General features: G+C 35.8%; 24 protein-coding genes, 1 riboswitch and 1 other annotated feature. Of the genes, 7 read left to right on the plus strand and 17 right to left on the minus strand.

Translation table 11 applies throughout. The features are described 5' to 3' along the window. Position 1 precedes the first annotated feature (1 nt). Entirely contained in the window at positions 2 to 358 is a 357-nt protein-coding gene (locus tag MKY90_RS20975) for a hypothetical protein (protein ID WP_002128995.1), read from the minus strand. A 142-nt stretch (positions 359 to 500) separates the two neighbouring features. Beyond that, positions 501 to 720 (plus strand) — a binding site (T-box leader). Between the two features lie 278 nt (positions 721 to 998). Between MKY90_RS20975 and nhaC the strand changes: the two genes are divergently transcribed. Then, complete coding sequence (gene nhaC, locus MKY90_RS20980) at positions 999 to 2,372, plus strand: Na+/H+ antiporter NhaC (protein WP_215599364.1); 1,374 nt, start codon at positions 999 to 1,001, stop codon at positions 2,370 to 2,372. A 49-nt stretch (positions 2,373 to 2,421) separates the two neighbouring features. Here the strand turns inward: nhaC and cpdB are convergent, their stop codons facing one another. Beyond that, entirely contained in the window at positions 2,422 to 4,791 is a 2,370-nt protein-coding gene (cpdB, locus tag MKY90_RS20985; protein ID WP_098167385.1) for a bifunctional 2',3'-cyclic-nucleotide 2'-phosphodiesterase/3'-nucleotidase, read from the minus strand. 407 nt (positions 4,792 to 5,198) lie between these two features. Here cpdB and MKY90_RS20990 point away from each other — a divergent pair, with 407 nt between their 5' ends. Then, the gene (locus tag MKY90_RS20990; protein WP_002143069.1) at positions 5,199 to 5,978 is read left to right on the plus strand and encodes a GDSL-type esterase/lipase family protein; all 780 of its coding nucleotides are present in this window, start codon (positions 5,199 to 5,201) and stop codon (positions 5,976 to 5,978) included. A 72-nt stretch (positions 5,979 to 6,050) separates the two neighbouring features. Continuing rightward, the gene (locus MKY90_RS20995) at positions 6,051 to 6,497 is read left to right on the plus strand and encodes a MarR family winged helix-turn-helix transcriptional regulator (RefSeq protein ID WP_002088507.1); all 447 of its coding nucleotides are present in this window, start codon (positions 6,051 to 6,053) and stop codon (positions 6,495 to 6,497) included. Between the two features lie 24 nt (positions 6,498 to 6,521). On the opposite strand, the gene MKY90_RS21000 is transcribed toward MKY90_RS20995, so the two are convergent. The 9 genes from MKY90_RS21000 to argC form a co-directional block, all read right to left on the minus strand. Then, the gene (locus MKY90_RS21000) at positions 6,522 to 6,734 is read right to left on the minus strand and encodes a hypothetical protein (protein WP_088034343.1); all 213 of its coding nucleotides are present in this window, start codon (positions 6,732 to 6,734) and stop codon (positions 6,522 to 6,524) included. A 58-nt stretch (positions 6,735 to 6,792) separates the two neighbouring features. Continuing rightward, entirely contained in the window at positions 6,793 to 7,344 is a 552-nt protein-coding gene (locus MKY90_RS21005) for a DUF2062 domain-containing protein (RefSeq protein WP_033728147.1), read from the minus strand. Positions 7,345 to 8,000: 656 nt separating this feature from the next. Continuing rightward, a complete protein-coding gene (locus MKY90_RS21010; RefSeq protein ID WP_002190613.1) occupies positions 8,001 to 8,462 on the minus strand; it encodes an Imm30 family immunity protein in 462 nt (153 codons plus the stop codon). A 22-nt stretch (positions 8,463 to 8,484) separates the two neighbouring features. Further along, complete coding sequence (locus tag MKY90_RS21015) at positions 8,485 to 9,477, minus strand: WXG100 family type VII secretion target (RefSeq protein ID WP_098167383.1); 993 nt, start codon at positions 9,475 to 9,477, stop codon at positions 8,485 to 8,487. 363 nt (positions 9,478 to 9,840) lie between these two features. Beyond that, positions 9,841 to 10,791 carry an ornithine carbamoyltransferase gene (argF, locus tag MKY90_RS21020; protein ID WP_061674752.1) on the minus strand — a complete coding sequence of 317 codons (951 nt, stop codon included), beginning with the start codon at positions 10,789 to 10,791 and terminating at the stop codon, positions 9,841 to 9,843. A gap of 12 nt (positions 10,792 to 10,803) precedes the next feature. Then, the gene (locus tag MKY90_RS21025; protein ID WP_215599361.1) at positions 10,804 to 11,964 is read right to left on the minus strand and encodes an acetylornithine transaminase; all 1,161 of its coding nucleotides are present in this window, start codon (positions 11,962 to 11,964) and stop codon (positions 10,804 to 10,806) included. Next, the gene (argB, locus tag MKY90_RS21030; RefSeq protein WP_341092462.1) at positions 11,961 to 12,728 is read right to left on the minus strand and encodes an acetylglutamate kinase; all 768 of its coding nucleotides are present in this window, start codon (positions 12,726 to 12,728) and stop codon (positions 11,961 to 11,963) included. The genes MKY90_RS21025 and argB overlap by 4 nt, the downstream gene beginning before the upstream one ends. 11 nt (positions 12,729 to 12,739) lie before the next feature. Beyond that, positions 12,740 to 13,963, minus strand: coding sequence for a bifunctional glutamate N-acetyltransferase/amino-acid acetyltransferase ArgJ (gene argJ, locus MKY90_RS21035; RefSeq protein WP_341092464.1), 1,224 nt, complete (start codon positions 13,961 to 13,963; stop codon positions 12,740 to 12,742). A 10-nt stretch (positions 13,964 to 13,973) separates the two neighbouring features. Then, positions 13,974 to 15,011 (minus strand): N-acetyl-gamma-glutamyl-phosphate reductase, encoded by a 1,038-nt coding sequence (argC, locus tag MKY90_RS21040; protein ID WP_003191291.1) that lies wholly within the window; start codon positions 15,009 to 15,011, stop codon positions 13,974 to 13,976. A 224-nt stretch (positions 15,012 to 15,235) separates the two neighbouring features. Between argC and MKY90_RS21045 the strand changes: the two genes are divergently transcribed. Continuing rightward, positions 15,236 to 15,421 (plus strand): YqzH family protein, encoded by a 186-nt coding sequence (locus tag MKY90_RS21045; RefSeq protein ID WP_002014960.1) that lies wholly within the window; start codon positions 15,236 to 15,238, stop codon positions 15,419 to 15,421. A 29-nt stretch (positions 15,422 to 15,450) separates the two neighbouring features. Here the strand turns inward: MKY90_RS21045 and MKY90_RS21050 are convergent, their stop codons facing one another. Both MKY90_RS21050 and MKY90_RS21055 read right to left on the minus strand, forming a co-directional pair. Beyond that, entirely contained in the window at positions 15,451 to 16,245 is a 795-nt protein-coding gene (locus MKY90_RS21050) for an SDR family oxidoreductase (RefSeq protein WP_002129013.1), read from the minus strand. A gap of 9 nt (positions 16,246 to 16,254) precedes the next feature. Beyond that, the gene (locus tag MKY90_RS21055) at positions 16,255 to 17,208 is read right to left on the minus strand and encodes an MBL fold metallo-hydrolase (protein WP_002014957.1); all 954 of its coding nucleotides are present in this window, start codon (positions 17,206 to 17,208) and stop codon (positions 16,255 to 16,257) included. A gap of 167 nt (positions 17,209 to 17,375) precedes the next feature. Between MKY90_RS21055 and proI the strand changes: the two genes are divergently transcribed. Continuing rightward, positions 17,376 to 18,215 (plus strand): pyrroline-5-carboxylate reductase ProI, encoded by an 840-nt coding sequence (gene proI / locus MKY90_RS21060; protein ID WP_002066991.1) that lies wholly within the window; start codon positions 17,376 to 17,378, stop codon positions 18,213 to 18,215. Positions 18,216 to 18,272: 57 nt separating this feature from the next. On the opposite strand, the gene sdaAA is transcribed toward proI, so the two are convergent. From sdaAA to rnz, 4 genes are all read right to left on the minus strand, one after another. After that, positions 18,273 to 19,151: an L-serine ammonia-lyase, iron-sulfur-dependent, subunit alpha gene (sdaAA, locus tag MKY90_RS21065; RefSeq protein ID WP_002033842.1), complete on the minus strand. Its 879-nt coding sequence runs from the start codon at positions 19,149 to 19,151 to the stop codon at positions 18,273 to 18,275. An 18-nt stretch (positions 19,152 to 19,169) separates the two neighbouring features. Beyond that, positions 19,170 to 19,829 carry an L-serine ammonia-lyase, iron-sulfur-dependent subunit beta gene (sdaAB, locus tag MKY90_RS21070; RefSeq protein WP_002088527.1) on the minus strand — a complete coding sequence of 220 codons (660 nt, stop codon included), beginning with the start codon at positions 19,827 to 19,829 and terminating at the stop codon, positions 19,170 to 19,172. A gap of 45 nt (positions 19,830 to 19,874) precedes the next feature. Further along, a complete protein-coding gene (locus tag MKY90_RS21075) occupies positions 19,875 to 20,012 on the minus strand; it encodes a hypothetical protein (protein ID WP_002066987.1) in 138 nt (45 codons plus the stop codon). Positions 20,013 to 20,574: 562 nt separating this feature from the next. Next, positions 20,575 to 21,498 (minus strand): ribonuclease Z, encoded by a 924-nt coding sequence (gene rnz, locus MKY90_RS21080; protein WP_201052942.1) that lies wholly within the window; start codon positions 21,496 to 21,498, stop codon positions 20,575 to 20,577. A 189-nt stretch (positions 21,499 to 21,687) separates the two neighbouring features. On the opposite strand from rnz, the gene MKY90_RS21085 reads away from it, so the two are divergent. Then, a complete protein-coding gene (locus tag MKY90_RS21085) occupies positions 21,688 to 21,939 on the plus strand; it encodes a DUF3932 family protein (RefSeq protein ID WP_000665712.1) in 252 nt (83 codons plus the stop codon). A 196-nt stretch (positions 21,940 to 22,135) separates the two neighbouring features. Further along, a riboswitch (M-box (ykoK) riboswitch) is annotated at positions 22,136 to 22,303 on the plus strand. 331 nt (positions 22,304 to 22,634) lie between these two features. Beyond that, positions 22,635 to 25,340 carry a magnesium-translocating P-type ATPase gene (gene mgtA / locus MKY90_RS21090; RefSeq protein WP_341092471.1) on the plus strand — a complete coding sequence of 902 codons (2,706 nt, stop codon included), beginning with the start codon at positions 22,635 to 22,637 and terminating at the stop codon, positions 25,338 to 25,340. Positions 25,341 to 25,373: the final 33 nt, after the last annotated feature.

Below are 25,373 nucleotides of genomic sequence, written 5' to 3' on the forward strand. Positions count from 1 at the left end.
TCTACTTTCCATGTTGTATCTTTCCAATTTCTAAAATAATCTCTTCATCTTTTTTTCCTTCTGTATCAATTCCAAGTTGCTTAGCATGCTCAATTAACAAATCATGGCGCTGCTCAAATCTAGCGGTATCTACTTCTTTTGTAACCTCTTCTTTTGTTTTCCCCTCAGTAGAAACTCCTAGTTTCGTAGCTGCTTTTTCCATCGATTTCTTCTCTTCAGTTTCTTTCACTTTCTTCACTTCTGACTGCTGTATTTGCTTTTGTTTCGACTGCTCTGATTCAGCTGCAAAAGCTGTGTAAATTCCAGCACTTCCGCCAACGACTAGTAAGGTGGTAAAAAGAATTATTTTTTTCTTCACTCTTTCCTCCCCTTTCAAATTCATTATAACGCACATTTTTACAGTATGAAAAACATTTCTCCTTTATTTCCCTAAAAAAATATCGAATGTTTTTATTGACATGTATGATGAATATATGATAAAAATTTAACTAACATCATATGAATCGGCGTTGATAGGATTTAGTAGTATTTCGTTTTCTGATTTCAGAGAGCTGGTGGTCGGTGCGAACCAGTACAGAGCGATTTATGAATTACCCCCTGGAGCTTCTTTTACGAAACGTGAGGAGTAGTGAAAGACGGTTTAGACCGTTATGTCTAAAGAGTGGTGAAATGAAACTGTTTCACAATTTAGGGTGGTACCGCGAATTTTTCGTCCCTGCATATATTGCAGGGGCGTTTTTATTTTATGAGCGCATATCATATGACCCTTTATTTTGTGATACATTCCTTTCACAAGCTAGGGTGGTACCGCGATTTCTTCGTCCCTGCATAATTATATGCAGGGGCGTTTTTTTTATCCAATCATTTCCGTATCATATTGAGATGTTGACAATTACCGATAATTTGTCGCAAAATTCTAAATTTTAGAAGGAAATATACAATATTGGCGAATTTCATATAAAAAAGAGCTATTTTAAATTACTTAGGAGGGAAAAACAATGGTTTCAAAAATTGAATCTGTTCTTTTAACATTATTTATCTTTTTCTGTATTGGCTTTAGTGTTATCCAATTAGAAGTTTCACCACACATCCCAATCTTATTTGGTATCGTTCTTTTATTAGCATTTGGATTTATGAAAAAAATCTCTTGGTCTACTATGGAAAAAGGGATGATCAGTAGTATTTCAGCTGGTATTCCATCTATTTTTATTTTCTTACTTGTGGGCGTATTAATTAGTGTTTGGATAGCTGCTGGAACAATTCCAACTTTAATGGTATACGGCTTCCAGCTTGTATCTCCTAAAATTTTCGTCCCAACCGTTTTTGTTGTTTGTGCAATTGTTGGAACAAGTATCGGTAGTGCCTTTACAACTGCCGCAACTGTAGGACTTGCCTTTATGGGAATGGGTAGTGCTCTCGGGTACGATCCAGCTCTGATCGCTGGTGCAATTATTTCTGGTGCATTCTTTGGAGATAAAATGTCTCCTTTATCTGATACAACAAACTTAGCTCCTGCTGTAACGGGTGTAGATTTATTTGAGCATATTCGTAACATGCTTTGGACAACAGTTCCTGCTTTCATTATTGCTTTTATCGCATTTTTCATTTTAGGAAGCGGTACTAGTGGAGACGTTGACTTCACAAACTTTATTAGCACGTTAGAAAAAAACACAACAATTTCTATCGTTACACTTATTCCAATTTTATTACTGTTCCTATTCGCATTTAAAAAGGTTCCAGCAGTTCCAACATTGCTTGCAGGAATTGTAGTAGGAATTATTATTCTCTTTATTTTTAAACCTAGCACTTCTTTAGCTGATTTAATGAAAATTATGCAAGACGGCTACGTTTCTAAAACTGGTATTAAAGACATTGATAGCTTACTATCTCGCGGTGGTCTACAAAGTATGATGATGTCGATTGCTCTTATTTTCCTAGCTCTTTGTATGGGAGGATTATTACAAGGAATGGGTATTATAGCGCAGCTGATGAATATTATCTCTAGCTTCGTAAAAAATAGCACACGCTTAATTATTTCTACTGCTTCAACTGCAATTGGTGTAAACTTCTTACTTGGTGAGCAGTACTTATCAATCGTTTTAACAGGACAAGCATTCGCTAATAAATACGATGAAGTCGGTTTAGAACGTCGTAATTTATCACGCGTATTAGAAGATGCAGGTACAGTTATTAACCCGCTCGTACCATGGGGTGTAAGTGGCGTATTCTTAACAAACGTCCTTAGCGTTCCAACATTCGATTACCTTCCATACGCAATCTTCTGTTTAGCTTGCCCAGTCTTAACAATTATCGTCGGCTTTACTGGATTTGGCCTTTCATGGAAGAAAGAAAAAGCATTACCAGTTTCATAATATAATAAAAAGGATTACCTTAATCGGTAATCCTTTTTATATTTCTCGGCTATCTATTCGCTTTCTTTCTTCTAAATAACATAAGTAATCCCGCTCCAACAAACGCCAGACCTGCTCCAATTGTAGAAGCAACACTTGTACCTGTTTTCGGTAAATCACGTTCTTCTTTATTTTCACTTACAGTTGTTGTTTCTTTTGAGTTTTGATTATCCGTTGTAGTTTGTCCAGATCCTGTATTATTTCCATCTTGTTTTGGTTCATTTCCATTATTGCCTTCACCTGTTGGTGGTGTCGTTGGATTTTCTCCGTTATTGCCTTCACCTGTTGGCGGTGTTGTTGGATTTTCTCCGTTATTACCTTCACCTGTTGGTGGTGTCGTTGGATTTTCTCCGTTATTGCCTTCACCTGTTGGTGGCGTCGTTGGATTCTCTCCACCAGTTTCCTTATCATCATTCTTCTTCGTTATATCAATTGCATATTTAGCAAATTCATTTTCAGATGGTCCAACATATGATATCTTTCCATCTTTCTTTATATGATTTTGTGCATTTGGTGAAGAATCAAATGTTGTATTTAATTTATCTGCAACAATCGGCTTAAACGTCCAATTTTGATCTGCTGCTGGATCAATAATTGGTGTTTCTTGCATATATTTCACAATGATTTGACGTGTTTCATCTTGTGATTGGTATACAACTTCCCCTTTACTTACACCAGGGAACGTTTGACTACTTCCACGATAGTTATTTGTAGCTACGATGAACTCTTGATTGTCAGCTACAGGCTTACCTTCATACGTCATATTTACAATACGATTCGTATTTCCATTTACAACTTTACCATCTTTATCGTATTTCGCTGGTTGCGTCACGTCAATTTCGTATTTTAGACCATCTAAAATATCAAAATTATATGTAGGATAACCTATATTTACTAGTGGCTGCTCTTCTGTTTTCGCTGGATCAATTTTATTAAACTGACCAGCAGACATTTCAAGCCATTCTTTTACTTGTGCCCCGTTTACTTTTACAGCATATAACGTATTTGGATATACATATAAATCCGCTACGTTTTTAATTGCTAACGTCCCTGCTGGAATATCCGTATAATATGTAGCACCGTTTCGGCCACCCGCTTTAAATGGTGCTCCTGCAGATAATACTGGAATTCCTTTATATTTACTATATTGTCCGTTTTCAGCGAATAGCTTTTCTACATACCATTTTTGTGCATTTGTCACAAGTTGTACAGAAGGATCATCTTGTACTAATGAGAAATAACTATTAATTGGCGCTGTCGTTTTTCCTACAGCTGTATTCACATAATCAATTGTCGCTTGATGATCATCTTTAATTTCATTAACTAATCTTTGATCGGATTGTACTAATGGATTCCCTTTACTATCAGCAATCGGACGTAGTTGCGGCTTCGATTGCTCTTTTTGTATTTCCCATTCTCCGTTTACCTTTTTCAATTGCATATCAATAATACCTAGGTTACTTCCAAAGACACCAGGCATTACAACAGGAACACCATTAAATACATCCTTCATTTCAGTATGTGAATGTCCCATTAATACTGCATCTACACCAGGAACTTCTGTTAAATAATACGACGCGTTTTCCATGCCAACGTTGTATCCACTCTTATCAACACCGGAATGCGCTAGTGCAACGATAACATCTGCACCTTCTGCTTTCATTTTTGGCACCATTTTCTTCGCTGTTTCAACTATATCTTTTGCTTTCACTTTTCCTTCTAAATTCGCTTTATCCCAGTTCATAACTTGAGGTGGAACAAATCCCATTACGCCAATTTTCACTTTTTGTTTTTGACCTGATTCATCTTCTACTTCTTTTTCAAAAACATGATATGGTTTAAAGTAGTTTTGGTCGTTCTCTTCATTATTATCTTTATCATCCTTATAGACGTTCGAGTTAATAACCGGGAACTCTGTTTTACTAATTACTTTGTTTAAATAGTCTAAACCGTAGTTAAATTCATGATTCCCAAGAGAGATGACGTCATACTTCATTAAATTCATTACACGATATAATGGATGTGTATAACTAGGATCCACAGGCTTCTTCGGATCATTTATTTTATTCGCTACATAATCTCCAAGCGGTGTCCCTTGTAATGCATCCCCATCATCAAATAAGACAGAGTTCTTCGCTTCTTCACGTGCTTTATTAACAAGTGTTGCAGTTTGCACGAGACCTACTTTATTATCTGTTTTCGTTTGATAATAATCGTAATTCATTAAGTTAACGTGAATATCTGATGTTTCTAAAATTCGTAAGTTAACTGTACTCTCCCCAGCTTTTTCCTCTGCATGAGCTGTTGTCGGCAACACTTGCGGTGCTATAACGCCAATAGCAAGTGTTGCTCCAGCTAGCATTTTTTTTGACTTTTTCACAAAAAATCCCCCTTATACAATTACCCCAAAATAATGAAGTGCATCTCTATCAGTCCCTAACCACATACCTTTTTTCTTCTATTAGAGCGATGCTTTTCACTTTATCCCACGTTAACGAACAACAGACTGCTCCCTCAAAGAAATAGGTAAACAAAAGGTTCCACTGCTCTTTAACGCCCGATTGGTTAAGATACATCATTAGTAGGAAATCATGCTCCACTAACAATAATTTCACCTTATCTGACATTATCATATATAAAGTTCTTTCATATCGTCAATATTTTTTGACAAACTTCAACAAATTTTCTGTAAAGTTATTATAAACTTTTCATAAACATATAATATGCCCTTACATTGCTAATACTGCTGAATATGATACAATTACCAATTACAAGGAGGATGAATTTATGAGAAAAGTCATCTTAACAATTGTTTGTCTCCTCCTTCTAATCATTTCTTATTCTAATTTTGAAAAGAACGATGAGACAAAACAAAAAGAAACTGAAAGAAAAACAGAAAAAACATCTGCTCCCAGTTGGATTGATAAGCAAACGAATGATTCCTTTTATCACCTCGTATTAGGTGATTCACTTGCAAAAGGATATGGATCTACACAAGGGGGATTTGCCGAATTAGCTTCTAAACAATTAGAAGGACAAATTCATAAACCAATTAGGGTAGAAAACCTCGGTGTAAATGGTCTCACTACAGATCGTCTCGTTAAAAAAGTCCAGTCAGAAGAAGTTCAACAAAAAATTAGGGAAGCAAATATAATTACTATTAATATTGGAGCAAATAATTTATTCCGCTTAAATCGTGATGTAGGTGTTATAGATGGTATTAAAATGTTAAATAAAGAAAAAGCCCGTTTTGAAACGGATGTAAAAAACATTGTAAAGACCGTTCGAGATCAAAATCCGAATGCTTTACTCATTCTATCTGAACTCTATAACCCTTTACAACTAGATGACTCCATCGCAAGTTATGCAGATATGTTTTTAGATGGTTGGAATGATTCTATTTATTCTATTTCAAAAGCACATCAACCGTCGATTGTTTTACCAATTCGCAAATTAATATCGAAGGATAAAAAAGATTTACTATTTGACCAAGTACACCCAAATGATAACGGTTATACGATTATTGCCAATACATTTACAAAGCAAGTGTTATCCTACAAATATTAAGGCTACCATGAAACAATTCTATTTTTATACCTTGTCTTTTTTGTTACAATGATAGTGGAAGGGGGCCGTTATATGGAATCACGCGAGTGGGAACGTATTGTTGATCATCTTCTTTCGCTAGTGCCTCTTTTTTATCGCAAATTTATGCTTCCTGGAGAGTTTTCTTCTCAAAGACATATGCCGCCATCACATACGCAAGTGTTACTGCTTTTGCATGAAAATGGTACATTAGCAGTTTCAGAAATTGGCAAGCGGCTAGCGATTTCACGGCCTAACATGACCCCTCTATTAAACAAACTTATTCAAGAAGAGCTAATAGAGCGTCATTATAGCGAAAAAGATCGAAGGGTCATTTTAATTTCCCTAACAACTGAAGGGAAAATGTTAGTAAGTCAGTATCAGCAATTCATTTTAGGCAAACTAAAAGAAAATTTTCAAACATTATCTGAGGAAGAGCGCGAAAAGCTCATTTATTCTCTTAAAACCATTCAAAATTTAATTTTGAAAACAAACGCATAAAGCTGCTTCTAAATAGAAGCAGCTTTATGATTCGTAATAATTACCATAGTATACATTTGAATACGGCCATGTCATTAAATACGGTTTTCGTTCTTGAACAAGTTGCTGCTCAGGCTGTTGCATTTGCTGCATTTGCTGTATTTGTTGCTGCGGATATACTCCGAATTGCTGTCTCACTCCAGTTACAGGATAATAATTTGTATATGGATATACTTGAGGTACATAGTAATAATACATTCATTCTCTCCCCCTTTTTCTTAAACATATTCAAAGGAGAAAATGAATGTGACATTCTTTATATTTGAACAAGTGGTTCTCTCACTTGTTTCTTTCTTTTCTTCAAACGTAACTTACGATTCTTTTCATATAAATAATGCACAACGAAATATGAAATTACCCCAAACACAATTCCTATTATCGTCATACCAATTAATACATATACTTCACTCTGTAATAAGCTCTTTAACATCGTAAAAATATGGCTCGAAAACAAATCTGATATCGTAAATGGTTCATGATGTATTTTCTGTACATGAAATGGGTAAATCATTTTTCCTAGCGCATAAGCAAATGGAAATAAAAATACTGGGAGAAACGATATTTTCCCAATAATATTACCAATGACTGCGGCTGGAAAAGATCCTTTTGCTAACCTGACAATTGGATAAAATATTAAATACACGAGCGATGCCGTATAAATTACCAACATTTCTAAACCAAATCCAATCGCAAAACCTAACGACACTTTCTTTGCTCCTTCTGGTGATCGAAGCAACTTATAATATTGAAACTTTAATATTCTCCACATCCGCTGAAAAAACGAATATGTTTTCTTAGTTGTTTTCAAATTCATCATCTCTTTAACTATATTTTTTCTATCTAGTATGTCCTTACATGATATGAAAAACAAATGTAGTTTACTCTTTTTATTATAAATGATATAGAGATGGTTAACCAAATATACATACGACATTTCAATATAAAAAAGCACACCTCTAATTGTTATTCGTGTCTAAAAATTTGAGGTGCACTTTAGTTGGACGGCTTTTTTCTTATTTATTCTCCTAATGTTTGTCCCATGTCATTTATTTTTATATCAAGACGAAAAAAGCACTTGTTGCCTTTAATCGACAACCCAGTGCTTTAAGTTCATCTGTTTTTAAGTAGCATAGATTTCTAAGTTTTGTAGTAACAGTTTGACAGCCTTTATATGTTGTGACAACTACTACGTTAAAACTTACGAGTTTGTACGAGTTCATTAGTTTTATGTCCATTCCATGTGTTTATATTCATCATCCAGTAAAATGTCATCTCGCCTAAGCTCGTACTTCGTTTTTCTATTCTATCATTGCACACAGTACTCCATGATGGTACAACCATCATGGAGTATGTACTTTTTAATAGCTTATTCTTATTCTTTTTCTTTCCACTCCAATAATAAATTCTTTTCTGTTAGCTTGCCTTATGTGCTTATATATCGTTTCAACTTTAAACATTAGATGGTTAGATGCTCTTAATTACCTCATTAACAGATTCACTAAACATATCAGGGTCTTCATTTTTTATATCAATCAATAATTCTTTAATACTAATCGTAATTGATGGATCAAATCCCGAAAGTACTTTTCCATATGCTAATCTTACTTGAGGGTGATTAAGAATTCTATAATGTAAAATTTCTACCCATTCTTTAGCTGAGTTAATCATCTTTGGAAAAGCTTTAACAATACATACAAGTCCTTCTTCTATGTTATTTTTATATAAGCTCTCTATTCCATGAATCAAACCAAACATAACCTCAAATTGCTCAGTCTCATCATCCAGAACTAAACATAAATCTGTAATAACAGAGACGTCATTGTACTCTATTACTTCCATTAATGACTCATTAAAATCTCGTATCTCATTTTCATTTTCTAATAAACGATTATCATATAGTCTTTTTAAATGACTCTTAATATCCAAAGGTAATCATCCTTTCCATGTTTTATTTATCAAATAAATGCGGATACAGCTCTTTGTTTCTTTTAATAACTTCTCTTAAACCTTCTCTTATCTCAGCAGTATATAAACCATCTTTTATATAAATTTTTCGAGCATCCAAGATATCATGAGATAAGGCCTCACGAAAGCTAAGGTTTAAATACGCCTGCGATTTTTCTCCTGATAGACCATATGTATATGTTTCACGATGTCTCCCACCAGTTCCAGGATGAGGTTGTTCCATATTCATACTCACACCATCATTCCTTTTTATACCAGCTTGTTTCATTTTCTGTGCAGAAGGCATATGATGTGGAGTAATATTATCAAAAGCAGTTCCTTGTTTCACAAGTTGTTTATAGGTTCCAACTTTTCCTTCATTAGTCAATAGAGCTTTATCCGCACCATTAACTCCATTGACTTTCTCCACAGGTAATTTTTTAGCTTTATTCACAGCCTCAGTAGCCTTAGCAGTCATTTTAACTCCTTTTCCTACTTTAGCTATCTTTCCAAAGGGTGTAAGGCCGGCTACAGCCATGACACCTGCCCCTGCACGTTCCCACCCCGAAAGTTTTTCGCCAGTAGATGGATCAATACCATCCCAAACACGACGAACATCATACTCCCCACTTATTTCACCCGCTATATCCCTAGCTAGTTTTTTACCATCAAAACCCTCTTTTTCTGATGATAGTGGTCCACACATTGCACCTTTTTCCATTGTAACATCTTGATTATCTGTATTGCGGAATTTCTCAGCAATTCGTTTCAAATCTTCTTCTACTTTTACAAGTGAATGAATAGATGTAAAAGCTTTTGGTCGCGCATCATTGAACATTTGAATGAACTGTTGATTGGAGGCACCAATCCACTGAAAACACAATTGATCTATTTCATTACATAATTTATTATGTATAGATTCTAATGCGATTCGAGTATTACTTGCACGATTAGCAACTTCTTCTAGCATTTCAGGTGTTACTTTAATTTGAACCATTTTTTTCCTCCCTCTCCCAATTAAAATTACGAGATAAAAAGAAAAAAATGTAAATACGGAAACTTCAGGCTAACCAAAAGTCTTTATATAACATAAAACCTGCTTAACAACAAATGAAGCCTATGTGCATGTGAAGTAAAGGAAAGAGCCTTCCTGGTGAACAGGGCCCAAAAGGTTAGATAAAAAATTAAGTAGCTATTTCTCTAATGGATATCCCTCGTCTATCCATATAATTAAGTACATTCAGTGTATACTGAAGGGAATATGTTTTTATTTCATTTACTTTTTCTTCTAGTAAGAATTTAACCATAAAAAATACACCTCCAATTGTTATTCGTGTCTAACAATTGGGGTGCACATCATTTAGGAAGGCTCTTCTACATTTTTAAATAAACTTACTAATAATGCTTTTTGCGCATGTAATCGATTACCAGCTTGCTCAAATACGATAGACTGTGGTCCATCTATAATTTCTCCTGTTACCTCTTCTTCACGATGGGCAGGTAAACAGTGTAAGAAACGATATGTTTGCTTCGCATGCATAACAAGTTCTTTATTGATTTGGTAAGGTTGAAATAAAGTATATTTCTCTTCTTCTCCCTCTTGCCCCATGCTCATCCAAACGTCAGTATAAATGAAATCCGCTTCACTCACCGCTAGTTCAGGGTTATGCAAAATTTCAATTTCAGCTCCTGTTTCTTCAGCAATCGCTAACGCTTTTTTTACAATTTCCTCATTCGGTTCATACCCTACAGGCGTTGCAACAGTCATATTCATTCCGACTTTCGCACTCGCTAACAACAATGAATGACATACGTTATTCCCATCACCTACGTAAGCCAATTTAATTCCTTTAAATGTCTTCACTTCTTCATAAATCGTCATTAAATCTGCCAACGCTTGACATGGATGATGATCATCCGTTAATCCATTAATTACAGGTATGCTCGATTCTTTTGCAAGCTCTTCTACATCCGCATGTGAAAATGTACGTATCATAATCCCGTCAATGTAATGAGATAACACTTTCGCAGTATCTGAAACGCTCTCCCCTCTTCCAATTTGCATCTCTTTCCCACTTAAAAACATGCCATGTCCTCCGAGCTGTACCATTCCTGCTTCAAAAGATACGCGAGTACGAGTTGAATGTTTATCAAAAATGAGCCCTAATATTTTTCCTTGTAATAAAGGCTCCTGCTTGTTCTTTTTTAAATATATAGCAAACTCAATTAAAGAAATGATTTCTTCTTGCGTCAATTCTTCTAGTGTTAAAAGATCTTTCGTATTTAATTTCGGTACTTGTACAGTTGACATGAAATTTCCCCCTTATATGATTGATGCATTTTTTGTACAAACCACTTTTTTTATCATATATATTGCCTGTTCTAGCTCTTCATTCGTTACAATGAGTGGCGGTAATAGTCTTATAACATTAGGCCCTGCTTGTAATACGAGAAGTCCTGATTTTTCTAGTTGTTCTATAAAACTTGAAACTTCATGCTTACACTCAATTCCAATCATAAGTCCCTTACCACGAATATTTTGAACACATTCAACGTGTCGTAATTCCTCTTGCAACTTCTCTAATACGTACTCGCCCTTTTCTTGTACTTCTTTTAAAAACGATGGTCTTTTACTTACTTGTAATACTTCTTTCGCTGCAGCCATCGCAATATAATTCCCGCCAAAAGTTGAACCGTGTGATCCTGCAGTGAACGACGTTCCGAGCTCTTTCCGACCAATCATCGCTCCAACAGGAATACCATTTCCTAGTGCCTTTGCAACGGTAACGATATCAGGTTTTATTCCCATTTGTTCGTAAGCGAATAGTGTTCCTGTTCTTCCTATCCCCGTTTGTACTTCGTCTATAATAAATAAGGAGCCAAACTTATTACATAATGCTTCAATTGCTTTCAAAAAAGATAGATCAGCAGGTATGACTCCTCCCTCTCCTTGAACAACTTCTACCATTATCGCCGCAACTTCTTCATTCATTACTTCCTCTAACGCCTTTATATCGTTAAAAGGGATATGTAAAAAAGACGGAAGGAGCGGACCAAATCCTTCTTTCACTTTATTTTGCCCCGTCGCACTCATCGTTCCAAATGTTCTCCCGTGAAAAGACTGCTCACATGTTACGACGAGAGATTTTCCAGTATGCTTACGGGCTAGCTTCAAAGCTGCTTCATTCGCCTCTGCCCCGCTATTACAAAAGAATACATGATCTAATGCTATATTTTCTGTTAATAATGACGCGACTTCTTCTTGTAAGCTGTTTGTAAACAGGTTAGATATATGCCATATATCATCAAGTTGCTCTTGTACAGCTTTCATCACAGTAGGATGACAATGTCCTAAGTTACATACTCCAATACCAGAAGTGAAATCTAAATATTGCTCACCACTTTTATCAATAACTTTCGCCCCATTGCCCTTTAGAAATTCAATTTCTCTTCTTCCATATGTTTGAAAAAGATGGCTTGTCATACGATACTCACTCCTTTCGTTACCGTCGTTCCAATACACTCTCCGGTAACTTCAGCAAAGTCTTTTGTACCATTCACGACACTTACCTTTTGCACTCCCATTTTTAATGACGCTAGTGCCGCCTGTACTTTCTGAATCATCCCGCCTGTAATAACCCCTTTTTCAATAAAAGTATCAATTTCAAATTCGTCCGTTTTCTTTACTAATTTTCCTTCATGTAATATTCCATCTACATCTGTAATAAAAATGAGTTCCTTTGCAGATAATGCTGCCGCAATTCCAGCTGCAGCATTATCCGCATTTATGTTATAAATCTCATTTTCATTTATCCCGATTGGAGCAATAACAGGAATATAATTCATATTTATTAACCCTTTTAGTAAGGCTGTTTCGACATAACTTACTTCTCCCACATATCCTATCTCCTTGCTGACAGGTTGAACTTGAAGTAAATTGCCGTCACATCCTGAACAACCTACCGCAAGTAAATTATGCTTTTGTAAATTCATTACGAGTTTTTTATTCGTACTTCCACATAGCACCATTTGAACAATATCCATAACTTCTCTTGGTGTTACTCGTAACCCATCTCTTTTCTCTACTTTGATGTTACAATCTTTTAATTTGGCATCAATTTCTGGACCACCACCATGAACAATCACTACCTTATACTTTTGTTGCAATTTCTTTATACAATCAAAAAACACATCATTTAATTGATCCAACATACTACCGCCGCATTTCACTACAATATAATCGCTCATCTTCCCTCTCCTTATGTACGATAACAAGCGTTTATTTTTACATATTCATAGCTTAAGTCACAGCCCCAAGCTGATCCGTTCTCTTCTCCTAAATGTAAATACACATCAATAATAATTTCATGTTCTTGTAATCTCTTTTTCATTTCCTCTTCAGAAAACATTTGAGATTCACTATTTTTTAACACAGCGATAGATTGAAGAGTAATATCAATTGTATTCGGATTAATCTCTACTTCACTTTGTCCAATACTGCTAATAATTCGCCCCCAATTTGGGTCTTCACCATATATCGCTGTTTTCACAAGACTCGAACCGACTATTTGCTTTGCAATTTTCTTTGCCTCTTCATTTGTTAGAGCTCCTAGCACATTTACTTCTATTAACTTCGTAGCACCTTCACCATCTTGTGCAATTTTTTTCGCTAAATCTTCACATACCTTTTGTAAAGCAACTACGAAAGTTTCCCAGTCTTCATGTTCCATATTCATCGTTTTCGTTTCTGATAATCCACTTGCCATAGCGATGACCATATCATTTGTAGAAGTATCTCCGTCCACCGTAATTTGATTAAACGTATGATTCGTAATTTGTGATAATGCTGTTTGCAATACTTCATGCTCTATATTGGCGTCTGTTGTAATAAAACTAAGCATCGTTGCCATATTCGGTTTGATCATCCCTGATCCTTTTGCGACCCCAGCAATGATCACTGCTTTCCCATCAATTATCATCTCATAGCAAGTTTCTTTCGTTATAAGATCTGTCGTTAAAATTGCTTCACAAAAAGAATAAGCTTCACTTACTTCCTTTGTTGGCACAAGAGATTCAATTCCCTTTCGAATGATATCCATCGGTAAAGGTACTCCAATTACACCTGTTGAAGCGACTGCGACGTACTTTTCTTTTATTCCAAAGTGTTCCGCTCCTAATGTTCGCATCTCATAAGCATCTTGCAATCCTTTCATCCCCGTACAAGCATTTGCATTGCCGCTATTTACAACAATTGCTTGTAATTTCCCTTCTGCTGCTATGCTATCCTTCGTTACTTGCAACGGCGCTGCTTGTATTTGATTTGTTGTATACACAGCGGCACATGATGCTGGCACCTCACAAACGATTGCACCCATATCCTTTTTCACCTTTTTCAGACCATTTGCAGTACCGATTGCCAAAAAGCCTTTTGGTGTAACAATTGAACCATTTGCTAATTTTGTAATAGACGATGCTTTAATCATAATTTCCCCCTTATGGATAAAGCGGCATATGCTGTAAACCCGTTGTCTCTTCTAGTCCCGCTAATAAATTTGCATTTTGAACTGCTTGCCCTGCCGCACCTTTCATCATATTGTCTATAACAGAAACGACCGTAACTTTTTCTGTTCTTTCATCGTAAGCTATCCCAATATCACAATAATTTGAGCCCCTTACTTCTTTCGGACTTGGAAATTCTCCTTGCGAGCGAACTCGAACGAAAGCTGAGTATTCATACGTTTCTTCATACAACTTTTGAAGTTGCTCTATTTTCATTTCCTTTTTCACTTTCGCATAAAGTGTAATCATAATCCCTCGTGATATCGGTATTAAATGTGTACTAAACGTGATTGGCCTCGTTTCACGATTCCACTCTGCAAGCATTTGCTCAATCTCAGGAACATGCTGATGCTGATTAACTTTATAAATGTGTAAGTTATCGTATAACTCAGGAAAGTGAGTCATTGTTGTTGGCGTTTTGCCCGCTCCAGATACTCCTGATTTCGCATCAATAATAATCGAAGCTTCTTCAATCATGCCGCTACGTACTAACGGCGCTACCGCTAATAATGCAGCTGTAGCAAAACATCCTGGGTTTGCAATTAAATTTGCATTTTGGATCTCAGGCCTTTTCCATTCACTTAATCCATATACTGCTTTCCTAAGAAGTTCTTCCTGTGCAGCTGGCCTTTTATACCACAATTCATATGACGAGGGATCTATCATACGAAAGTCTCCAGATAGGTCAATTACTTTTAAACCTACTGCCAATAATTTTGGTGTTAACTCTGCCGATACTCCCGCTGGGGTTGCTAAAAATACAATTTCAGCTTCCTTCTCTATTTTCTCCGCATCAATTTCTTGTAACGTATGGACAAGAACATTTCGAAAATGCGGGTATACATTTGTTATAAATTCACCGACTTGTGAAAAAGAATGGAGAGATGCTATCGAAAAATATGGATGTTGCTCTAATAACCGAATTAACTCAATACCTCCATATCCAGTTGCTCCAATAATTGCGACTTTCATAAGCTCCTCCTCATATCTATTCTTTAAATTAAGTTTGATTATAATATTGCATAATTATAAAGTCAATTAAATATTTATAATTTTTAAAAACTTGAAAATACTAACTTTGCTATAAAAACAATATATACAAGTGCATTTTTATACAAAAGTAGTGCATAGTAGTATTTTCATTTCACTTCAAGTACAATAAAACAATACATGTATACATATAGGCGGGGAAAAACATGAATAAAAAATTAATTGAGAAAATGATTATAAAAAGTTTTCGGCAATATCAATGTAATCCTGTTTCAAAAGAGGATCAGGAAATGCTAATTAAACATATTCAAATGATAATTCATTCAAATACTGAAATTGATGTATACGAGGCTGTTGAGGATATCGTTTACGATTATGTGACTGGAAAATAAAAAATAGGAGATTTCCATATGGAAATCTCCTATTTTTTACTTAATGATTTGCCTGCAACGCGTTCAAATAAACCTGGGAATAATGCGTAGAGCTTTGGCCCCATTCCCATCCACTTCGGCAAGTTTACTTCACGTTTTTTCGTTTGCATCGCCTTTACGATTTGTTCTGCTACATATGTTGGTTTTAACATGTAACGTCCCATATTTTTCACATATGTACCTGATTGATCGGCTATTTCAAAAAAGTTCGTTTCTATCGGTCCTGGGTTAATTGCTGTTACATACACATTTGTGTTAGATAACTCCATACGTAAACTATTCGTAAATCCTAATACAGCGTGTTTTGTTGCTGCATAAGCACTCGACTTCGGAGTTGCAATTTTTCCAGCCAATGAAGCAATATTAATAATTTGTCCTTCGTTCCTTTTTACCATATTAGGTAATACCGCTTTCGTACAAGCTACTAATCCAAATACATTTACTTGAAACATATCCTTTACTTCATCCATTGAAGCATCTTCAAACGTTTTAAAAATACCAAACCCAGCATTATTTACCAATATATCAATACGGCCTACTTCTTGTAATACCTTTGAAAAAACAGATTGTACTTTCGTTTCTTCACTTACATCTAATACATAGTAATAGCAAGGCGTATTATAAGTTACTTTAATTTTGTCTGCTAATGCTTGTAGCTTCTCTTCTGTTCGAGCCATTAATACCGGCGTCGCCCCTTGCTCTGCAACCTGCATTGCAACTTGCTCTCCAATTCCACTAGAAGCACCTGTAATGACGATTACTTTTTCTTGTAAACGTCCCGTCATTGCTGTCACCTACTTTGCATAATAAATCAATTGTTGTGAAGATTCATCAATCATCACCTGTTGATTATATGCTAAAAAGTCTAATTGTCCAACAGTTTCTGAGATAGTAAGTGGTAATTGCTCTTTATATAATACCGGAAATAGTTTTACACACACCTCAAATGCTGTCATTGGCTTTTCCTTTAATAGTTCAAGCACTTTAAAAGCACGTGTCTCTTGCTTTTGTAATCTTGTTTCAATAAGTTGTTTCACATTCAGAACATCTTCCCCATGCCCTGATAAAATCCGTGAAATATTCATTTCACTTAAACGTTTTAACGTTTGATTGTACTGCAATAAGGGATGCGCTCTTTCTGTTTGCCCTTCATATGGTGGTTCTAATATTGGATTTGAAGAAATATGACTAATGAGAGCATCCCCACCAATTAATATTCCATCAGATTCTCTATATAATGAAATATGAGTGGAAGCATGACCCGGGGTTTCAATCACTGTAAATCCAGGTAATGAATCTATACGATCTCCCTCTCTCACGGTATGTGTTAACGATCTATTACAAGAATATTTAAGTGTCTTCGTCGTCAATAACGCCTCACCATTCAGAAATACTGCTGGAACGCCGAACTGCAAGGCTGTCTCTTTAAAAAATTCATGATACCTCTTTAAAAATTCAGCATTCTGTGTAATCCATGGTTCATTCCAAGGATGTCCGATAATCTTTACTTTTTCAGAAAATGTATTTAAAAGTCCGCAATGATCCGCATGGTGATGCGTAATCACTACCGTTTCAATATCTTCTATCTTATATCCTAATGCACCTAATTGACTTTCTAGTGCTTTCTTTGCTTCTTCTGTATTTGTCCCTGTATCAATTAACGTTAATGTTTCTCCCTCAACTAAAAACACATTCACTGTCTCAACTGCAAATGGAACAGGAATCTCCATTCGATGAATCGCCGTCATGCTTAGCCCCCCCCTGTCTTTTTCCGGTTCAAAAATGAATACCTCTTCAGTTTACAACTTCCCTATAAATTTGTCATTATTTTCAGATAAAAAGAGGTCTTTTCCATAAAAAAACGAATGTATGTACATTTATAAGTATTTCTAACCAAATTTAAAGGAGGCACATCATGTCTATGCAAAACATTTCCTTTCTCGGTGCAGGCTCTATTGCCGAAGCGATTATTGGTGGCTTATTAAACGCAAATGTTGTTAAGGGAGAACACGTCACTGTAAGTAATCGTTCTAACGAGACAAGATTACAGGAGTTACATAAAAAATACGGTGTCAAAGGTACACATAATAAAAAGGAATTACTTGCTGATGCAAATATTCTTTTTCTAGCTATGAAGCCAAAAGATGTCGCAGAAGCGGTTATTCCTCTTAAAGAATACATAAATAATGACTTGCTTATTATTTCGTTATTAGCAGGTGTTTCTACTCATTCAATTAGAAACCTACTTCAAAAAGACGTTCCGATTATTCGTGCAATGCCAAATACATCTGCAGCCATTTTAAAATCCGCTACCGCTATCTCACCTTCAGAACACACAACGGAGGAACATATTCGCACTGCAACATCTTTATTTGAAACGATTGGTCTCGTCTCTGTTGTAGAAGAAGAAGATATGCATGCTATCACTGCATTATCTGGAAGTGGACCAGCTTATATTTATTACGTGGTAGAGGCACTGGAAGAGGCAGCAAAAAAAATTGGTTTAAAAGAAGATGTTGCAAAATCTCTTATTCTTCAGACGATGATTGGTTCTGCTGAAATGCTAAAAGCAAGCGAAAAACACCCTTCTATTTTGCGAAAAGAAATTACTTCTCCTGGCGGAACAACTGAAGCAGGTATTGAAGTATTAAAGGAGCATAATTTTCAACAAGCATTAATCTCATGTATTACACAAGCAACGAAACGATCACACGATCTTGGAAAAACATTAGAAGAAATAGCAAAAGAAAAATAAAAAACGGAGCTCAACTTTATTTGAGCTCCGTTTTTACTTTAATCATATGATATGCTTTTAGTTATTACTCTTACCAAAAATCTCTTCTTGCAAACGACGACCTGTTGGTGTTGCTGCAAGGCCACCTTCTGCTGTTTCACGAAGTGCTACTGGCATCGTTTGTCCAATTCTAAACATCGCCTCAATGACTTCATCACATGGAATTGTACTAGTTACACCAGCTAATGATAAATCAGCTGAAATCATGGCATTCGCAGCTCCTGCTGCATTACGTTTTACACAAGGTACTTCTACAAGCCCTGCAACAGGATCACATACTAAACCAAGCATATTCTTTAATGAAATCGCCATCGCTGTAGCTGCTTGATCTTGTGTTCCACCAGCCATCTCAACTGCTGCTGCAGCTGCCATTCCACTTGCTGAACCTACTTCAGCTTGGCAACCTCCTGCCGCGCCAGAAATACAAGCATTATTCGCAACAACCATACCGAAAGCTCCTGCTGTAAATAAAAATTCAATCATTTCTTCGCGTGTCGGCTGTAATTTTTCTTGCAGTGCAAACAGTACACCTGGCACTGTTCCAGCAGATCCTGCTGTTGGTGTTGCACAAATAATTCCCATCGCCGCATTTACTTCATTTGTCGCAACAGCTTTACTCACTGCGTCCAAAATCGTATCTCCAGATAAACCTTTTCCACTCTGCATATACGCTTGGACTTTCACAGCATCCCCGCCAGTTAAACCAGTCGGTGATTTTACACCACGAATACCGCGTTCTACTGCTTGTTCCATCACGACTAAGTTCTTTTCCATTCCAGCAATTACTTCTTCACGTGAGATATTCCTTGTTTGCATTTCACATTGAATCATAATTTCTGCGATTTTTACATTTTGCTCTTTAGCTTGCGCCACTAGTTCCGCTGCGTTCCGAAACATGGTGTGTCCCCCCTGCAATTAATCCATAATAGTTACTTGACAAATATTTTGTTGCCCATTTATTTCCGCAATTACTTCATCTGCTAATAATTCATCTGTTTCAATGACCATAAGCGCTCTTCTTCCTTTTTCTTTACGAGAAACACTCATTGTACTTATGTTAATCTCATGCTTAGCAAGGATTGAAGCTACAGCTGCGATAGCACCAAAGCGATCGTTATTTACAATAAGTAGTGCTGGACTCGTGCCTGTTAATTGAAGATCGAATCCGTTTAATTCTACAACTTCAATTTTACCGCCACCAATTGAGCAAGCAACAACTTCAATTTCCTCTTCACCTTTATACAGACGAATTTTCGCTGTATTTGGATGCGGAGCATTTGCATCTTCTTCAATGAATTCCACTTCAATCCCGCGTTCTTTTGCAATATCTAACGCACTTGGAATACGTAAATCATCTGTTTCAAATCCTAGTATTCCACCGATTAGCGCTACATCCGTACCGTGACCACGGTATGTTTTTGCAAATGAACCATATAATGAAATGCTAACTCTCTCTGGTTCATGACGAAACAGCTGACGAGCAACTTGTCCCATTCTTGCCGCGCCTGCTGTATGTGAACTTGATGGACCAATCATAACCGGACCAATAATATCAAACACTGAGCGATACTTCATCATAACTCCCCCTAAACCTCTATGAAAAAATTATTTACTATTCTATTAAGCTACCGAATCGGTTGCTGTTCCAGTCGTACCACGAATTTGTTCCGCTGTAAGAATTGGATAGTTTTTGAATAACAGTGAAGCAATATATCCTGAAATAATACCAGTTATAATAATAAATAAGAAACTTAGCATTACCTGCATTTAAAAATAATATAAGATAGTCCACAATAAAGTCTGGTAGCAATCCAAAGTTTAACACAGAACCCCTTACAAGCATAGCATAAACAAGTGAAACTCCCATTGCTTTCATACCTTTTGATATTTTAAAGCTAAAAAGGAAAAAAAGACTTAGTACAAATAATAGTAATATCCTTCCTATTATAATTTCCATGTTGCTCTCTCACGATTTAGTCAACTTCACTTGTTATGACAAATGGCTAAAACGCATGTAGCCTACAATAAATTATAATCTGCCCTCATTATAGCTTGTTTTTAATAAAACGCTTACTTTTAATGAATTTTAAAAGTTCTGAATAAAAATCCATTTTCGCTACTTGTACCACTCGTATGTCGTCTGACTTATATAACAGTTTTTCTAAATAATCGGTATTATGTATTTTCATCCTATATCTTCACATCATTAAAACTTTCTGTGTCATCCTATATAAAAATAAAATGATAACAGTTTTATTTTTAATTTTTTTTAGAAATAAAAAAAATGGCAACCTATCGTCACCATTTTTTCACAACATTATTATCTTTCTACTGGAAATGATTTTAAATCCGTAGCTATTTCTGTATTAGAAAATAGCTCTCTTGCCTCTTTCAATAATTCCTTATATGTATCTCCTTGATAACGAGAACTAATATGAGTCAATATTAAGCGTTTTGCATTTGCCTGAAGTGCAATACTCGCAGCTTGCTTAGATGTGGAATGAAAATAATCATACGCTTGTTGTTCATCTTCTGCCGCAAAAGTCGCTTCATGAACAAGTACTTCAGCATCTTGCGCAAGCTCTCTACTCGCTTCGCAATATCGTGTATCGCCTAAAATTGTAATAACTCTTCCTTTTTGAGGCGGGCCAATAAAATCTTTTCCATCTAACACTGTGCCATTCTCTAATTCAACTACTTCACCATCTTTTAAGCGTTTAAAAACTGGACCAGGTTTCACACCCATTCCCAGTAACTTATCCACTAAAAGAGCTCCCTGTATATCTTTCTCTACAATTCGATATCCGAAGCATTCAATTCCATGTGATAACCTTTTTGTTTCTACACAAAATTCATTATCCTCAAACACAATACCTTCTTCCGTAATCTCAACGATTTCAAGTGGATATTTAACATGTGTCGTACTTACTAATAATGCCACTTCAATAAATTGTTTAATTCCTTTTGGTCCGTACACTGTTAATTTTGTTGTTCCACCTTGAAACGAACGGCTACCCAATAAACCCGGCAATCCAAAAATATGATCGCCATGTAAATGCGTAATAAATATTTTTTCAATGCGGCGTGGACGTACAGACGTATGTAGTATTTGATGTTGCGTCGCCTCGCCACAGTCAAATAACCAAGTCTGTCCTCGTTCTTCTAACAACTGCAAAGCAATTGCTGAAACATTCCTTCCTTTTGAAGGAACACCTGCACCAGTCCCTAAAAATACAAATTCCACTTTCTTTCCTCCAGCTCTTTATATAATCTATCTTTCATCTTACGGAATGTTATTTCAAATGGCAAATTGAATTTGTATAACCAATCATCTAGACAACTATATAACACGAACATTATACTTAAAAAATTTAGCTATCGTTCGTATTTTGTGGTAAAATAATTGTACTACATTTTAAGGGAGCGTTTTATTATGAAAGAAGTATTTCGTTTACAAACTGATTTTTCATCTTCATTTGATCGCTGGGTAAGTTCTTTCGTTTCTGATCACCCAGCACAATTAGAATGGACGACTTTAAAAGAATTAATCCATGAATATACAACATCACATACAAATGAGACGTTACCAACATATATTTCTTCAGCTTTAACATATTACGCACAACGCGTTTCAACAACAAGTAACTCAGAAATTGTTATTTTTGAAAATCCTACAATCTCATAATCTATAATAAAAAGCACTGTAATCAGTGCTTTTTATTTATGTTCATTAAAGTATTTATTTTCCCGCCTTATTTCAAAAAACTCCGCTTATTTCCTACTATATAGCCATCATAAATCTATTTGATTTTTCAAAAAAACAGATTAAAAAGATATTGACACTACGATTTTACAGTGCTAATATTCAACGTGTAATTGAATATGGTCTCTGTTAGGTGAGGCTCCTGTATAGAGAAACGCTGCTGCCCAAAAATGTCGAGAGACGCCAATGGGTCAACAGGAAAGGTCGGAATGAAGGCCTTTCTTAACGTAGCTGGTTTCAGTACCTATGCTATACAGTGCTAAAACTCAACGAGGGAGAGGTGCGTATGTTTTGTCATACACAAAAACTGTTTTTATCTATGTTTACTAACAGTCTTTGTTGTTGACTCTTTTTGACTATGAATTCAGACCTTTACTCGTTTTGAGTAAAGGTCTTTTTTATATCTTTATGCACCCTACTATGAAACAAACATAGCATATTCAGAAACTATTAAATTGTATGGAGGTGAGGAACAGTGTCAAGTGATGATTCGGCCCAGATACCCATATGTTTTACATTTATATTTCATCATGTAGGTAGGAAAGAAGCTGTTCCTCCCTGTTTAAAATAGTCGAGTAACAGATTGTTTCCTCCTTCATGAAAAGGAGGAACTACCAATGTTAAATTTACAAAAACAAGAAACGAAGCATGCTTACAATCAAGATAGCATGAAAGCAAATAACGAATTATTAGTGGAAGTTGCAACACAGGATGTAAACTCTGCGTTAAAACTCTTAGAAACAACACAAGATGGACTCTCTAAACAAGAAGCGTCTCGTAGACTTTCTTTATATGGTCCGAACGAAATCGCTCATAATAAAACATTGCCGTGGTACATTCAATTTCTGCTGGCATTTAAAAATCCATTTATTTTTGTTTTGTTAGCTCTTGGAGCACTCTCTTTTTTCACAGATGATATACAAGGAACAATTGTCGTATCTGTAATGGTACTGCTAAGTGCAACGATTCGCTTTTTACAAGAATTCCGCTCTCAGAAAGCGGCGGATAAGTTAAAGGCTATGGTTCGAACAACTGCGAGTGTCTTTAGAATAGATGGATTTGTACACGAAACAAAAAACGTAACAAATTTAAATCGAAATTACACAACAGAAATTCCAATTGAAGAACTTGTACCTGGCGATATTATTTCACTTTCAGCTGGTGATATCGTGCCAGCTGATGTGCGTATTTTATCCGCAAAAGATTTATTTGTTAATCAGTCTTCTTTAACCGGGGAAGCACTTCCTGTAGAAAAATACGAAAACTGCTACCATACGGAAAATAAACATATATTACCGAAAAACATGAAAAAAAATTACAATCCGCTCGATATGGAAAACCTTTGCTTTATGGGTACAAATATTGTTAGCGGTAGCGCAAAAGCTGTTGTTGTTTCAACTAGTACGGATACGTATTTCGGCTCTTTAGCAAAAAAGGTTATCGGAAAACGTGCAGAAACAAACTTTGATAAAGGCGTAAACAAAGTAAGTTGGCTCTTAATCACATTCATGCTTATTATGGCACCCATTGTCCTTCTCATTAATGGATTCACAAAAGGAGATTGGCAAGAAGCTTTTTTCTTTGCTATTGCTGTTGCAGTTGGCCTTACACCTGAAATGCTGCCAATGATTGTAACTGCTAATTTAGCTAAAGGCGCCGTGAACATGTCTAAACAAAAAGTAATTGTAAAACAGCTCAACTCAATTCAAAACTTAGGTGCTATGAACATTCTTTGCACAGATAAAACTGGAACTTTAACAGAAGATAAAGTTGTCCTAGTTCGTCATTTAGATCCTAACGGAAATGAATGCGATCGTGTATTACACTTTGCCTATTTAAATAGCTTCTATCAAACTGGATTGAAAAATTTAATAGATAAAGCTGTTATTGAACATACAGAGGAGAACCATAAATTTGATCCATCAGCTTTTCAAAAGCTAGATGAAATTCCATTCGATTTTGCTCGGCGTCGCATGTCTGTCATCGTGAAAAATATTTTAGGTGAACATACAATGGTTTGTAAAGGTGCCGTAGAAGAAATTTTATCAATTTGTAACTACACTGAAGTTGATGGACAAATTGTCCCTCTCACTGAAGAAATGAGAGTAAATGTAAAACATCTCAGCGAAACTTTAAATAGTGAAGGAATGCGTGTCATCGCTGTAGCATACAAGAACGATAACAAACCTTATCATAAAGCTTATGCAGTACAAGATGAATCCGCTATGATCCTTACTGGATATATCGGCTTTTTAGATCCACCTAAACCATCTGCTGCTTCTGCAATTCAAGCATTGCAAAAACATGGCGTACAAGTGAAAATCTTAACAGGCGATAACGAAATTGTTACAAAAAAAGTTTGTAAAGAAGTGGGATTAAATATAGGTGAGCCTGTCCTCGGTTACGAAATTGATTCTTTACCAGATAAAACATTAGCAACACTGGCAGAAGAAACAACAGTGTTCGCAAAACTAAATCCAATGCAAAAGTCCCGCATCATTCGCGTATTGCAAGGTAATGGTCATACTGTAGGTTATATGGGGGATGGTATTAACGATGCCGTTGCACTACGTGATGCTGATGTTGGAATATCTGTTGATACTGCTACTGACATTGCAAAAGAATCTTCCGATATTATTTTACTTGAAAAAAGTTTAACTATATTAGAAGCAGGTATTTTAGAAGGACGCACTACTTTCGGCAATATTTTAAAATATATAAAAATGACAGCTAGCTCTAACTTTGGAAATGTATTTAGTGTATTAGTGGCAAGTGCTTTCATTCCATTTTTACCGATGCTTGCAATTCATCTCTTAATTCAAAACTTACTTTATGATATTTCACAGCTTTCAATTCCATGGGATAAAATGGATAAGGAATTTCTAGAGAAGCCTAGAAAATGGGATACTGCAAACTTGCGTAACTTCATTATTTGCATCGGTCCAATTAGCTCTATATTCGATATTATCACATTCGTTGTCATGTGGAATGTGTTCGGTGCAAATACACCTGGAGAACAATCGCTATTCCAATCTGGTTGGTTTGTCGTTGGGTTGCTAACTCAAACATTAATTGTCCATATGATTAGAACACAAAAAATTCCGTTCATTCAAAGTACAGCATCAATACCAGTTCTTATATTAACCGCTTGTATTATGGCAATCGGAATTTACATTCCATTCTCACCACTTGGTGCAGCAATTGGTTTACAAGCATTACCACTAAGCTACTTCCCGTGGCTCATAGGAATATTATTAGGTTATGCTTTCTTAACACAATTCCTGAAAAAGCTTTATATTAAAAAATTCCACAGCTGGTTGTAAAAATGAGAATGAGTGGGTATTTCTCACTCATTC

This window comes from Bacillus sp. FSL P2-0099, assembly GCF_038007445.1.
Taxonomy (GTDB): Bacteria; Bacillota; Bacilli; order Bacillales; family Bacillaceae_G; genus Bacillus_A; species Bacillus_A mycoides.